This is a genomic window from Amycolatopsis thailandensis, assembly GCF_042723255.1.
Taxonomy (GTDB): Bacteria; Actinomycetota; Actinomycetes; order Mycobacteriales; family Pseudonocardiaceae; genus Amycolatopsis; species Amycolatopsis thailandensis.
Genome location: NZ_JBHXJK010000181.1, coordinates 1 through 13,555, shown reverse-complemented (window position 1 = coordinate 13,555; position 13,555 = coordinate 1). Strand labels below are relative to the sequence as shown.

At 67.9% G+C, this 13,555-nt stretch carries 13 protein-coding genes; 6 read left to right on the top strand and 7 right to left on the bottom strand.

The genetic code is table 11. The features are described from left to right. The 4 genes from ACFWMR_RS39135 to ACFWMR_RS39120 form a co-directional block, all read right to left on the bottom strand. On the bottom strand, positions 1-276 hold a 276-nt coding region (locus ACFWMR_RS39135; RefSeq protein ID WP_378382052.1), incomplete at its 3' end, for a hypothetical protein. A gap of 152 nt (positions 277-428) precedes the next feature. Next, positions 429-2,414, bottom strand: coding sequence for a M6 family metalloprotease domain-containing protein (locus tag ACFWMR_RS39130; RefSeq protein ID WP_378382051.1), 1,986 nt, complete (start codon positions 2,412-2,414; stop codon positions 429-431). A gap of 189 nt (positions 2,415-2,603) precedes the next feature. After that, positions 2,604-3,470 carry a peptide chain release factor N(5)-glutamine methyltransferase gene (prmC, locus tag ACFWMR_RS39125; RefSeq protein WP_093938101.1) on the bottom strand — a complete coding sequence of 289 codons (867 nt, stop codon included), beginning with the start codon at positions 3,468-3,470 and terminating at the stop codon, positions 2,604-2,606. A gap of 84 nt (positions 3,471-3,554) precedes the next feature. Further along, entirely contained in the window at positions 3,555-4,103 is a 549-nt protein-coding gene (locus ACFWMR_RS39120; protein WP_093938102.1) for an HD domain-containing protein, read from the bottom strand. 187 nt (positions 4,104-4,290) lie between these two features. Here ACFWMR_RS39120 and ACFWMR_RS39115 point away from each other — a divergent pair, with 187 nt between their 5' ends. The 4 genes from ACFWMR_RS39115 (at position 4,291) to wsfD (ending at position 8,579) form a co-directional block, all read left to right on the top strand. Beyond that, positions 4,291-5,556 (top strand): mannosyltransferase family protein, encoded by a 1,266-nt coding sequence (locus ACFWMR_RS39115; RefSeq protein ID WP_093938103.1) that lies wholly within the window; start codon positions 4,291-4,293, stop codon positions 5,554-5,556. Between the two features lie 102 nt (positions 5,557-5,658). Next, complete coding sequence (locus ACFWMR_RS39110) at positions 5,659-6,645, top strand: glycosyltransferase family 2 protein (protein WP_378277473.1); 987 nt, start codon at positions 5,659-5,661, stop codon at positions 6,643-6,645. Beyond that, positions 6,642-7,076, top strand: a complete 435-nt coding sequence (locus ACFWMR_RS39105) for a GtrA family protein (protein WP_093938105.1) — start codon at positions 6,642-6,644, stop codon at positions 7,074-7,076. The genes ACFWMR_RS39110 and ACFWMR_RS39105 overlap by 4 nt, the downstream gene beginning before the upstream one ends. A gap of 69 nt (positions 7,077-7,145) precedes the next feature. Beyond that, positions 7,146-8,579, top strand: coding sequence for a glycan biosynthesis hexose transferase WsfD (gene wsfD / locus ACFWMR_RS39100; protein ID WP_378382050.1), 1,434 nt, complete (start codon positions 7,146-7,148; stop codon positions 8,577-8,579). 3 nt (positions 8,580-8,582) lie between these two features. Here the strand turns inward: wsfD and ACFWMR_RS39095 are convergent, their stop codons facing one another. Next, positions 8,583-10,346 carry a hypothetical protein gene (locus tag ACFWMR_RS39095; RefSeq protein WP_378382049.1) on the bottom strand — a complete coding sequence of 588 codons (1,764 nt, stop codon included), beginning with the start codon at positions 10,344-10,346 and terminating at the stop codon, positions 8,583-8,585. A gap of 147 nt (positions 10,347-10,493) precedes the next feature. Here ACFWMR_RS39095 and ACFWMR_RS39090 point away from each other — a divergent pair, with 147 nt between their 5' ends. Further along, a complete protein-coding gene (locus ACFWMR_RS39090) occupies positions 10,494-11,231 on the top strand; it encodes a hypothetical protein (RefSeq protein ID WP_093938107.1) in 738 nt (245 codons plus the stop codon). A gap of 22 nt (positions 11,232-11,253) precedes the next feature. Here ACFWMR_RS39090 and prfA read toward each other — a convergent pair whose 3' ends face one another. Further along, on the bottom strand, positions 11,254-12,324 hold the full coding sequence (gene prfA / locus ACFWMR_RS39085; RefSeq protein ID WP_093938112.1) for a peptide chain release factor 1: 1,071 nt from the start codon (positions 12,322-12,324) through the stop codon (positions 11,254-11,256). Between the two features lie 92 nt (positions 12,325-12,416). Further along, positions 12,417-12,644: a 50S ribosomal protein L31 gene (gene rpmE / locus ACFWMR_RS39080; RefSeq protein WP_007028345.1), complete on the bottom strand. Its 228-nt coding sequence runs from the start codon at positions 12,642-12,644 to the stop codon at positions 12,417-12,419. A gap of 223 nt (positions 12,645-12,867) precedes the next feature. Between rpmE and ACFWMR_RS39075 the strand changes: the two genes are divergently transcribed. After that, entirely contained in the window at positions 12,868-13,413 is a 546-nt protein-coding gene (locus ACFWMR_RS39075) for a CHAP domain-containing protein (RefSeq protein WP_093938108.1), read from the top strand. The last annotated feature ends 142 nt before the right edge of the window (positions 13,414-13,555 follow it).

The following is a 13,555-nucleotide window of genomic DNA, read 5'->3' as shown; positions in this document are numbered from 1 at the left end:
CCTGCCGGTTGACACGTCCGTGAAGCCCTCCTTGAGGGCCCCACAGACCCTCAAGGAGGCCTTCACGGACCGGTACTCGGCGGCGATCAGCGCGGTGAAGGGGACTTTCCCCTCATCGGACGTGCGGAAAGTCCCTTTCACCTCGGGTCTTGCGGCCCTCTTGCGTGGCGGACTCCCCGGAGGTGTTGCGAAAGCCACGTTCGCAACGTTGAAGGTTGCGAACGTGGCTTTCACAACACCGAGGGCGACATGTGGGCGAGCGACGGAACGCGCCACGTTTGCCTTACCTCGCAATAACCCCGCTTACCACTCACGACCTTGGACCGGCTTGTTACCGGCGCTTGACCGCTTGCTGTCCGTGAAGGCCTCCTTCACTACCTTGAAGGTAGTGAAGGAGGCCTTCACGGACCTGGCCTCGCGGGCCGCCGTCAGAAGGCGAAAGCGGTGCAGAACGAAGTCGCCGTCTTGCCCGGATCGGCGATCGACGTCGCGGTCAGCTTGATCTGCGCGGCGTGGTCACCGCCCGCGGCCCGCTTGGCGTGCGCCGTCGCCGCGGACCGCCCGCCGAACGGGACGGTGGACAGCTCGTTCGGCAGCCGGACCTCCCAGCCCTTGGCGGTGGTGGACGCGCTCAGGCGGTAGGTGTCGGTGTTGTACGGCGCCACCGACCCGTTCGCCTTGCCGGTGTTGAACACCGGGAACGAGCAGGTCGCGAGCCCCTGCTTGGCGAACGCCGGGACCGACGGCCACAGCGAAACGCCGCGGGCCTGCGAGCCCGCGCCGTCGAGCGAAGCCACCGTGACGACGTAGGACAGCACGCCCTTGCGGTCCCGTTCGATGTCCGAGACCAGGAACTTCAGCCGGTTGGCCTCGTCGGTGTACTCGTACTTGCTCGCCGAACCGGTACCCGCCTTGAACGCGGCGTCGTTGAGCTGGCGGTAGTCGCCGATCGGGATCGGCACCGCGGTGCCGTCCGGCTTCTTGTAGTCGGTCATGCCGATGTCGGCCGGGTGCGCGTCGACGATCCATTCGAACGGCGCGTTGTCCTGATTCTTCGTCTTCGCGATGATGACGCCGGAATCGGGGGCGAAGGAATCGCTGCCCATCCGGTCGACGACCTCGACGGTGTAATTGTCATAGCCGCCGCCGTCGCAGAACGGATCCTTGGACCGGTCGCATTTCGGCGAAAGGTCCCCGCCGGTGAGCGCGATGTTCATGCCGCTGTAGGCACCCTGTCCGGGCAGGACGGAACGCGCGGTGATCCGGGTCGAGACCGGGCCGGTCTTGGCGAGGGAGTTCCGGTCGAGCTTCAGCACGTCTTCGGGGTCGATGATGTCGAGCTTCATCTTGGTGCGCAGCATGTGATGCGACCCCATCGAGCCGCCCTGCGTCGCCGGGATCTGCCAGCGGGTGTGCGGTCCGCCGGGGCCGTTGAAGCTGCCGCGCGACATCATTTCCCACGGGCCGGTGTAGGTCCTGGACGGCGGGGTACCGAACGGGTTGTTGTAATTGTCGCCGATGCCGAGAATGTGGCTCAGTTCGTGCGCGTAGACCGCCTGCCCCGAGCTTTCCGCCTGGGTCGAGGAACCGGTGACCGCGTTCGGCCAGATGCTCGCCGCCGATTTCCACGACGTCCACGGGACATAGCGGGTGGACGCGGCGTTCGGCATTCCCGCGACGCCGGGGCCGAATTCGTCGGGCACGTTCGCCCGGTCGCCGAACTTCATCACGCCGAATTCCTGCCAGGTCGAGCTTTCGTCCTGACCGGCGGAAAGGTAGAAGACGAAGTCGAACTGCTTGGAGACGTCACCGACGTCCGCCCGCCAGGCGGCGCCCGCGTCGGCGCGCAGGTCGCGCTTGCAGTTCGCGCCCGGCGGACACGCGTCGGGCTGGAACTCCATGCCGTATTCGAAGGACTTGCCGGGCAGCCGGTACGGCCCGAAGGCGGTCAGTTCGACGCCCATCCGGCCCCCGGAGTCCTCCATCCAGTACTCGTTGATCGTGTGGCCGTTGTTCAGCGCCTGCGGTTTGTTCAGGAAGTCCTGGTAGAACTTCGCGACACCTGCGCGGGGGATGCCGCTGGCGGCGGGGCCGGGGTTGCCGAACACGGTCGAGTGCGTGGGCTGTGTGACGGCGAATTCCTGGTCCGGGTAGTCCGCGAGCACCACGGCGCCCTTGAACGTCCGCTTGGTCGGCTTCAGCGCGGGATCGGCCCAGTTCGTGCCGGGCGGCTTGCGGTAGTCGTCCCACGTCATGTGGTCCTGGTTCTCCCAGGTCGACCCGTCGATCGGGGCGGGCCAGCCCTTGGCGGGAGCCGCGGCGGACGCGGGCTGGGCGACCAGTCCCGGCAGCAGCGCGACGGCGGCGAGGACGGCGAGTGTTCTTAGTGGGGCTCGTCGGAGAGACGATCGCATCGGGGTACACCTCCCAGTCGGACCGCCGAGGAGGCGGCCGTGATCGACGTTAGGAGGCGGGCTTTGTCCTGGGCACCGCCGGAAGTCGTGAGTCTCGCTAACTACCGGCCGAACGCCCCGCGTTCAGTCCTCTGAATGCGGTAGTTCACACCGCGAATTACCGCATTCAGAGGACGAAACGCAGGGGGCTCAGGAGACCCGCAGGGCGGTGACGAAGCGCGCGCGACCCGCCAGGTCGAGGTGGCCCTGCACGTCGGTCAGCACCCGCCGCGCCCGCACCAGCGCCGGGACGGCGGAGCCGTGCGTGTCGTCGTGCTCGATCGCCATGCCGCCGGTGGGCCGCAGCAGCCGCGCGGCCGCGGCGATCGCGTGCCGGATCACCGCGAGCCCGCTCTCCTCCGCGAACACCGCCCGCGGCGGGTCGTGCTCGGCGACCTCCGTCGGCACCGGCGTCCCTTCCGGGACATACGGCGGGTTGCACAGGACCAGGTCGACGAGGCCGTCGAGTTCGGCGAACATCGTGCTGTCCGCGACGTCACCGGAGTACAGCCGGATGGGCGTGTCCCCCGCGTCGGCGTGGACGTCGGCGTTGTGCCGCGCCCAGGCGAGCGCTTGGGCGTCGATGTCGACGGCGTAGACGACGGCGTCCGGCCGCGCGTGCTGCACGGCGAGCGCCAGTGCGCCGGAGCCGGTGCACAGGTCGACCACCACCGGGTACTCGCGCCCGTGCAGCAGCTTGAGGCCCCATTCCAGGAGCAGCTCGGTCTCCGGCCGCGGGACGAACACCCCGGCGCCGACGTTGACCGTGATGTCGCCGAGCGCGGCCCAGCCGGTGAGGTACTGCAGCGGGATCCGTTTGGCCCGCTGGTTCACGAGCTGGCCGATCGCGTCGATGACGGGCGGGTCCACCAGCGGCACCATCGGCAGGCGGCCACGATCGACGCCGAGGACATGGGAGGCGATCAGTTCCGCGTCCGAGCGCGGTGACGCCACACCGGCCTCGGTGAGGATGCGGGTCGCTTCCATGATGGCGAGGCGCAACGGCTGCCGGTTCACTGGTGTTCCTTCACAGAGTCAAGCCTGACACACGAGGCACGCGTGCCGGGGTCGATACACGCGGGCTCAGGGTATCGATTCCTTTCAGCGCACCCGCCACGAGAGCGAGGACAGCGTCAGCGCCGCTTCGGCCACCCGCCGCGCGAGGTCGGTCTGGAGGCTCTTCGTCGCCGAGGCGATCCACTCGTCCACGTTCCGTACGCCGACGTCGCGATACTCGACGGCCTGAAGCAGCATCTCCAGCTTGTCCGCGTCACGCGCGTAAAGCGCCTCCGGGCTCTCGGCTGTTTCGTACTCGTCGACGGCGCCGCGGACCGAGTCACGCGCGGCGGCGGGCAGCGCCGACGTCTGCGCGGCGGTGATCGCCCGGGGATCCGGCTTCTCGACGAACCCCTTGATCGTGTGCGGGAGGTCGCCGGTCCGCGTCTCCTGCGTGTCGTGCCAGAGCGCGAGGTACGCCGCCCGCGCCGGATCGGCGCCGCCTTCGGCCGCCAGCAGTCCCGCCAGCTGCGCGACCCGCGTGGTGTGCTCGGCGACCGATTCGGGATCGCGGACCCCGGCCTGCCACCACCCGGCCCGCCGGATCCGCTTGAGCACACCCAGTTCGAATCCGAATCCGGCCAGGGCTTCCACAGTTCTCCCAAGTGTCGGCGGCGCGTTACCCGGCCAGTGTCCCGCGCCCCCGCCGGAGCGTGCCGGCCGGTGTTCTAGAATTCCCCGGCTGGATCAGGCGGTACGGGGTCCGCCCAATTCGGCCTCCATTCCCCTTTGTTTTCGGGCACCCGCTCGGACTGGGCCAAGCCCTGCGAGGAAGTCGTTCATGACCGAAACGATCACGGCGAGCGCCACCGAGGAGCGAGCCGTCGACACCGAACGCGGAACCGGTCGCGAACGCGTGCGCCGCTGGCTGACCGGTGACTTCGGCAAGGTCCTCCTGGTCGTCCTGGCCTGGAACATCGCGCTGACCGCGGTGGCGTGGCTGTTCGGTCCGTCCACTCCGGCGAGCGAGGGCATCCCCAAGACCGGCATCGGTTCGACGCTGAGCCTGCTCTCCCACACCTACCGCTGGGACGCGGGCAACTACGGTGAGATCGCCGAACACGCGTACACCGGCAGTTATGTCCCGTTACGCGCGTTTTACCCGGTTTTCCCGATCTTCGCGTGGCTGGTCAAAACCCTCAGTTTCGGCACGCTCGGCCTGCTCGCCGCCGGATTCCTCGTCAACCTGATCGCCACCTGGCTGGCGGGCGTGGCCCTGCTCAAGATCTCCCGCTTCTTCCTCGGCACGCCTCGCTCGCACTGGCTGGTCGTCGGCGCTTTCCTCACCGCGCCCGCCGCGTTCTTCCTGCACTCGTTCTACAGCGAAGCGGTGTTCTGCGCGCTCGGCTTCTGGGCCTACTTGTTCGCCTTGAAACGGCAATGGCTGTGGATGGGTCTTTGCCTGATCCCGCTCACCGCGTCGCGGATCACCGCCGCGGTGTTCGTCGGCCTGTGCTTCCTCGAATTCTGGCGATCCGCGGGCTGGAAGCCACGCGGCCTGCTGTCGTGGCGCGTCCTGTGGTTCCCCTTCGCCTACGTCGGCCTCGGCGTGCACATGCTCTACATGAAGCTCGAGACCGGCAGCGCGACGGCGAGCTTCACCGCGCTCAAGGGCGTGAGCACCTGGGCGTACCACCAGTTCAACCCGAACATCGCCGGCACGACGCTCACGGAACTCAAGATCACCGTCAGCGCGCTGATCGGCAACCGGCCGCTGGACGCGTGGACGCTGATGAGTCACGTCCTGCCCACGATCGGCCTGGTCCTGCTCTTGGTCGCTTCGGTCTACTTCTTCGTCGCGCTGAAGGCGGACGGCCTGCCGCTGGCGCTGTTCGGGATCGCCTCCTTCGTGATGCTGACGATCAACAACAACGTCGTCTCGGTGCACCGGTACCTGCTCCCCTGCCTGGTCATGTACCTCGCGCTGGTGCTGCTGGCCGAACGGCGGCCGAACCTGCGCGGCGTGGCGTACGCGACGATGTACCTCAACTCGCTGATCTGCGGCGCGATCTTCCTCCGTTTCGTCGCCGGCCACTGGGCGGGCTGACCACCCGGAAGAAGGACATTCCGCCGATCTCTTAGAATCAGCTCGCCCTGGCCGTGAATCCATTCACCGCCTGATCCAGAAAACCGCAACGGGGGTAATCCGGTGCCCGCGGATCACGACAGACGTCGAATCGCGTTCATCTTCCCGATCTTCAACGAGGAAGAGAACATCGAACTCCTCCACCGCACGGTGGACGAGGTGATCGAGCCGCTCGCCGGCAAGTACGACTTCAGCTTCCTCTACATCGACGACGGCAGCCGCGATCACTCGATGGACATCCTCACCGCGCTGAGCCGGCGCGACGACCGGGTCACCGTGATCGAGCTCTCCCGCAACTTCGGCCACCAGATGGCGGTCACCGCGGGACTCGACCTGGTGGAAGCGGACGCCGCGATCATCATGGACAGCGACATGCAGGACCCGCCGCGGGTGGCGCTGGAACTGATCGAGAAGTGGGAAGAAGGCTTCGACGTCGTCTACGCGCAGCGCCGCTCGCGCCAGGACTCGGCGTTCAAGCGGTTCACCGCCGGCGCCTTCTACTGGTTCCTCCGGAAGATGGCTTCGGTCGACATCCCCCGGAACACCGGAGACTTCCGGCTGATCGACCGCAAGGTCGTCGACGAGCTGCGGAAGTACCGCGAACAGGACCGGTTCCTGCGCGGACTGGTCAGCTACATCGGGTTCAAGCAGACAGCCGTCCTGTTCGACCGCGACAAGCGCCACGCGGGCGTGACCGGCTACCCCCTGCGGAAGATGCTCCGTTTCGCCGCGGACGGGATCCTCGGCTTCTCCGTCGCGCCGCTGCGGATGATCACCCGGCTCGGTTACCTCATCTCGCTGCTCAGCTTCCTGGGCATCCTTTACGTGGTCGGCGTCAAACTGCTCGCGCCCTCCACCGCCGTACCGGGCTGGGCGTTCATCACCGCCGCCATGTTCTTCCTGGGCGGTATCCAGATCATCATGCTCGGGGTACTCGGCAGCTACATCGGCCGGACGTACTCGCAAGTGCAAAACCGCCCGCTCTACGGCGTCGCGTCGGTCCGCACCGGGGCCGAATCCTCCGTCGAAGAGCGAAGCGCCGCCCGGTGAAGCCGATCAACGGCACTCAGGTGCGCTTCGCCGTCGTCGGGGTGCTCAACACCGCTGTCGACGCCGTCGGCTACGCCCTGCTGGCGACGCTCGGCGTCCCGATGTTCGTCGCGAACTTCATCTCGACGACGGCGGGCATGCTCCTGAGCTTCACGCTGAACCGGAACTTCACCTTCCGGGCGAAGGACGGCGACATCCGTCGTCAGGCCGTCCTTTTCTTCGCCATCACCGCGTTCGGCCTGTGGGTCGTGCAGGCCGCGGTGATCTTCGCGATCAGCAAGCTCTTCCCCGGGATCAACCTCCTCATCCCGAAGTTCGGCGCGATCGCGGTCGGCATGGTGTGGAACTACGTGATGTACAAGAAGGTGGTCTTCCGGCACGGGCAGCCCGAACCCGCCGCCGTGGTCCAGCCGGGGTCCCAGGCAGGCTGACCCAGCCTCTCCGCAGGGGTCACGGAGGGCGCGGCCGCACACTCTTCGGCGTCTTCTATGGTGGCCCGGATGAGGTTCCGGGAGATCCGGCTGGCGTCGGGCGTGTTTTTCGCAGCGCTCGGGGTGCTTCTCGTCCGTTTCCTCATTCCGAGACCGATCGGCATGGCCGACAACGGCGACGGCTGGCGCATCCTGTGCCGTCTCGGCGCCCGCGAGGTCGACAGGCCTTCCGAGCACTTCGTCCGCTTCTCCTACGGCCCCGCTCCCGTCTGCGAAAGCGAGTACGTCTCCAGCCAGAGCTGGATCGACGAGATCGCCGGCGGGGCCGGGCGGCTGCTCGACCTGCCGGGAACCCTGAACCTGCTGGTCCTGGGCGTACTGGGCTGCCTGCTGGTCGCGGGCGGGATCGCCGCGATCGTGGCGGGCCTGCGCCTTTCGGTCCGGAACAGCGTCATCGCCACGGCCGCGCTGCTGCTGGTCGCGGCGGACTCCGCGTTCTTCGGGTACTTCGCCTCGGTGCTGAGCGAGGGCGCCGCCTTCGTCGGGATGCTGCTGCTCGCCGGTGGGCTCCTGCTGATGCACCGCACCGGGCCGTGGCGCTACGCCGGGGCCGCGATCACCGTGCTCGGCGCGATGATCGGGATCAACGCGAAGGCGCAGACGCTCCTGCTGATCCCGATCTTCGCGCTCGCGCTGCTGTTCGTCCGCCCGGCGGGCAGCCGGGGCGCGGCACGATGGGCCCTGCCGCTGGCCGTTCTCGCCATCGTCGGCACGGCGACCGTGGCGACGCAGGGGACGGGCGACTCGGCCAACGCGGAGTACCGCGAGGCCAACATGTACCACGTCGTGTTCAACGGGATCGTGGACGGGAAACACGACACCGACGGCGACCTCGCCGCGCTGGGCCTCCCGCCCGGGTTCGCGAAATACGTCGGCACCGAATGGTGGAGCGCGAACGTGGCTTGGCGTGACCCCGCGTACCCCCGGTACCGCGACAAGATCAGCCGGGGCAACGTCGCCCGGTACTATCTCGACCACCCGGGGCGGGTGGTCGAGAGGCTGCACCGGTCCGCGAAGGAGACGCTGACGGCGCGGGTGCCGAACCTCGGCAGCTTCGGCGAGCACGCCGGACAGCCGCCACTCGCCAAGGAGTACCGGGTTCCCATCCTGTCCGGGGTCACCGGCTGGATCGCCCCGCTGGGGCTGTTCGCCCTGGTGCCGATCTGGCTGCTCATCGGCTGGGCCGGGCTCCGCGCGTTCCGGAACCGCACCGGCCGCCGCGACGTCGGCGTCGTGGCGCTCATGTTCCTGCTCTTCGCGATGGGCCAGTTCCTGGTCTCCGGTCTTGCCGAAGGCATCGAGAACGTCAAGCACCAGCAGCTGACGATCTACCCGACCCTGCTCGCCGCCGCCCTCGCGGCGCTCTCCTTCCTGCCGCGGCGTGCGGAAGAGCCGCCGTCCGCCGTCGAACGCGAGCCGGAGACCGCGTCCGTCACCGGCTGATCGTCAGCGCGCCGGCGCCCAGAATCCCGCGAAGCTGCCGCAAGCGACCCTGGCCCCGCCGAGCGTGTCCTTGATCCGGCCTTCCACGCTGCTCAGCCCGATGGTCGGCGCGTCCGCGGTGACGGCGCGGGGCACCGGTTCACCCTCGCTCAGCGAAACGGGATCGACCGTCTGGAAGAGGACCAGGTAGTCCCCTTCCCGGTCAAGACGTTCCGCCGCCTCGACCATCCTTTCCGGACTGTCGCCGGTCATTTCGATCGGGATCGCCCAGTCCATCGGGAAGGGATTCCGGACCCCGAAAATCGGTGCCACGAAGGAATTGTGCGGCAGCACCGCCACCCTCGACGCCGGGTAGTGATCCAGGCAGCCGCGGAGCTGGGCGACATAGGCGTGGACACTGGGATTCGTGCGGACGCCGCGCATCGAGGGCGCGACGTCCCCCAGGTCCTGCGTCAGTTCGCCCTGCGGCCTGTCCGCGTACGGCGCCTTGTCGTGCGCGGACATCAGCAGGAGACCGGCGAGCACGAACGCGGTCGCGCCGAGCGCACCACCCGCGAGCTTGGGCACCCGCGGCAGATCCGGCGGCACCACGGCTTCCAGCACCCCCAGCGCGAGGATCCCGGTGAGCAGGCCCGGAAGCGGATAACCCCAGGACAGGCTGGCCATCCAGCCGAGGGCGGCGACCGAAAGGTACTGCCAGGGCAACCGTTTTCGGACGACGGCGTCGAGCACCGCAACGGCCACGAAGAGCCACAGCAGCGTGATCGGCCAGCTGCCGACGTGCTCGAACCCGCCGTCGGCGACGATGAACACCACCACGGCCCCGACGCACAAGCCCATCACGACCCGCAGCCATCGCCCCGGCTCGCCGAGTCGTTCACGGAAGGACCACGCCACGGCGATCACCGCCACCGCGAGCAGCACCGGAAGGATGTACGTCCTCGGATCGGCCCGGCCGTTGAAGTCCGTCTCCCAGAACCGGATGAGACTCTTCCCCCAGGTCTGGGTGCCACCGGTGAGCTGCTCGATCGCCGACGGGAGCCCGCCCGCGACGGTGACCATGCCGAAGTACAGCAACGGCGCCGCGCCGAGCACGAGGACGTCACCGAGCAGGCGCGGCCACTTCTTCGGCGGCGCGGCGGGGTGGAACAGCAGGATCAGCAGACCGATCGGCGCGGCGAACACGAAGCTCTGCTTGACGATGATCGCGAACCCGAGGCAGAACAGGCCGAGCAGGCGCCGCCACCGCGAACCGGAACGCAACCCGCTGTCGAGCGCCCACCAGCCGATCGCCACCAGGAAGACACCGTCGACGGTGTGCCAGGCCATCAGCGGATAGGTGTTCAGGCAGACCAGCGCGGCGGCGAAAACCAGTCCGAGCCGCAGCGGACCCCAGTCCAGCGGCGAAGTCCCGGTCAAGAACGCGGCGAGCGCGAACGTGGCGACGATCAGCTGCACCATCATCACGAAACTCGAGCCGATCATCAGCGGCGCGGGGACGAGATGGTCGATCAGGTGCAGGTAGGCCGAACCGAACGGCCTCGGCCCGAGGAAATCGACGTGCGGGATCTCGCCGTGCAGGACGCGCCACACCTGCGCGAGCACGAATCCCTGGTCGGTCGGATTGAAGCCGAACCGGCCGATCCTGGCGACGACGGCCGCGCTCAGCAGGAGCGTTCCCGCCGCGAGCAAGAAGGCCCGCGGAGCGCGTTTCCGGGTCGCCGGAATCGGTCTTTCCTCGATGGTCAGGTCGTCTGCGTGCACCACGAAATGTGTTCCCCCATGCGAATTTCCCTTACTCTCCAAAACCGTAGCGGAGACAGGGAATCAAGGACAGGCCGGGCCGGAAGCCCGTCGGCACCGCCCGTACGCTGTGTACACCTGTCAGTCACGAAGGGGCCACTCGAAGCAGTCATGGATCTCCGGGAAACAGAAGTCGTCACGCGGATATCCGCGAATATCGAAACCGAGGATTTCGCCGCGGCCGCCGCGCTGGGGGAACGTTTCATCGGCGACTTCGAGGCCACCGAATTCGAGATCTGCCGGGCCGACCCCGAAGGCGGCTGGAAGGGTTACCTGGTCTCCGTCGGCTATCGCACCCCTCCGGCGGACGACGAAGAGCTCACCGAAACGCTGCACCGAGCCGCGTTACCCGCGCTTTTCCACTTCGGTCTGAATGCGGAATTCTTCGAGATCCACGGCACGCCGGAGACCGGCCAGTACGGAAGTTACGAGGCCTACGACACCCCGGCGGAAGGATTCACCCTTTATTCACTGATGGCCGCCGTCGGCGGCACCGATCCCCGGGAGCCCGCGTACGTCACCAGGCACGATTTCACCCCGCGCGCGGAAACGGATGTCATTTCGCGAGTGCATCTTTACGTCCCCACCGGGGATCTGCGGCTGGCCGTGGGCCTGTGCGGCCGTCCCGCGACCGACCTTTCGGCGTCGCTGGTCCGGATCAGCACGGACGCGGGCCCCTGCGAAGCGGTCCTGCTTTCGGCGTTTCCGGCTCTCGACGGGGAAAGCGGCGAAGAGGCGCTGAGCCGGGTCACGAACGAGATCACCGAGCGGCTTTCCCGGGTGAGCATGTCGGTGCGGGCCATCCACACCGGACTGGACGACGACCCGTTCTACACCGAACCCGGCTAGCGGGCTCGGCGCGGAACGGCCGTCAGCCGGCGTGGGCGGCGAGCCGCTCTTCGCGGTCCGCGGTGATGAGCGCGTTCAGCACGCCGTCGAGGTCGCCGTCGAGGACCTGGTCCAGGTTGTAGGCCTTGTAGTTCACCCGGTGGTCGGCGATGCGGTTCTCGGCGAAGTTGTAGGTGCGGACCCGCTCGGAGCGGTCGACGGTGCGGACCTGTGAGCGGCGCGCGTCCGACGCCTTCGCGGCGGCCTCCTCCTCGGCGATCGCCTGGAGACGGGCCTGGAGCACCTGCAAGGCGCGGGCACGGTTCTGGATCTGCGACTTCTCGTTCTGACACGAGACGACCACCCCGGTCGGCAGGTGCGTGATGCGCACGGCCGAGTCGGTCGTGTTCACGCTCTGGCCACCGGGGCCGGACGAGCGGTAGACGTCGATGCGCAGGTCGTTCGGGTCGATCTCGACCTCGACGTCCTCGGGTTCGGGGTAGATGAGCACGCCGGACGCGGAGGTGTGGATGCGGCCCTGCGACTCGGTGGCGGGCACGCGCTGCACGCGGTGCACCCCGCCCTCGAACTTCAGCCGCGCCCAGACGCCGTCGACGTCGGCCGACCGGCTCTTGATGGAGACGGTGACGTCCTTGAAGCCACCGAGGTCCGAGTCGACGGAGTCGAGGACCTCGGCCTTCCAGCCGTGGCGCTCGGCATAGCGCAGGTACATGCGCAGCAGGTCGCCGGCGAACAGCGCCGACTCCTCGCCGCCTTCACCCGATTTGATCTCCATGACCACGTCGGAGCCGTCGTACGGGTCGCGCGGCAGGAGCAGTTCGGTGAGCTTGGCCTCGAGCACGGGGATCTTGGCGGAGATCTCCTCCGCCTCGGCCGCGAAGGCCGCGTCTTCCGCCGCCAGTTCCTTCGCCGTCTCGAGGTCGTCGCGGGCGGTGTCGAGCTCCCGGACCGTCTTGACGACCGGGCTCAGCTCCGCGTAGCGACGGCCGAGCTTACGAGCGCGCGCCTGGTCGGCGTGCACGGACGGGTCGGCCAGCTGCTCTTCCAGCTGGGCGTGCTCTTCGAGCAGACCCTTGAGCGAACTCGAATCCACCACTCCACCTTTCGAGGGCCCGGGAAAACCAAGGCTGCGACACAACGAAAACGGCGCCTACCCGGACATGCGGGTAGGCGCCGTCGTTCAAGCTACTTGGCGTCTTCGGCCTTCTTGCGCTTGCCGTAGCGAGCCTCGAAGCGCGCGACGCGGCCGCCGGTGTCCATGAGCTTCTGCTTGCCGGTGTAGAACGGGTGGCAGTTCGAGCAGATCTCGACGTGGAGGTTGCCGGAGGTCTTGGTGCTGCGCGTGGTGAATTCGTTGCCACAGTCACAGTTGACGTGCGTGACGACGTACTCGGGGTGAATACCGCTCTTCATGGTGTCCTCTCTCGTTGGCCCCGGGTCCCCGTTCGGGGTGAACCGGTGCCGGACTTCAGCGGATGATTTTGCCAGATGTGCTGGCAGTGGCGTCAACGCACCCCTCCCCCGGCATATTCCAGCACGTTGAGTTATCAACTATCGACGCCCGGTTGTACGAAATTTGTACTTGATCACGAGACCGTCTCTCCTGTTAGTAATTCCTCAACAGGAGGTACTGATCATGCGCACCATCCTGGCCAAGGTGGCGAAGCCGGCGTCCGTCGCCGCGCTGGCCATCGCGGCCCTCGCCGTGGCTCCGGTCGCCGGGGCCGCTCCGGCCGCCCCCGAAGCGGGCGCCACCATCACCGCCGCCGACATCAACCCGGCCGCGGGAACGTTCACCACCGTGCCCGAAGGCGACCTGAGCATCCAGGGCGCCGCTGACGGCACTCCCGCCGGCGCCGTCCAGTGGTTCAAAAACAAGGCGGGCTCCACCGCGTACCAGGGCCTCTGCGAAAAGGCCGTCGAGAACGCGTACGGCACCACCGGCGTCTGGGCCTCGGCCAACGCGCACTGGAACGGCGCGAGCCCGAAGCACACGACCGGGACCCCGCCGAAGGGCTCCTTCGTGTACTGGAACATCAGCCAGTGGGGCCACGTGGGCATCGCCGACGGCTCCGGCGGGATCTACGCCTCCAGCATCGGCGGCAAGATCGGCCACGCTTCGAGCGTGAACTACTTCAACAACTACCGCGGCTGGACCCCCGCGGCTGTTCCGCACCGCTGATCCCAGGTCCCGGGGTGGGCGACGGCGGGGAGCCGTCGCGTGAAGGCCCCCTTCCCTTCGCCATGGTTCTTTGAGTGACCGGCCGGGGGATGGGGGCCTTCACGCGCTTCCGGGCTGGGCGGGAGCCGGACCGGAACAGAAG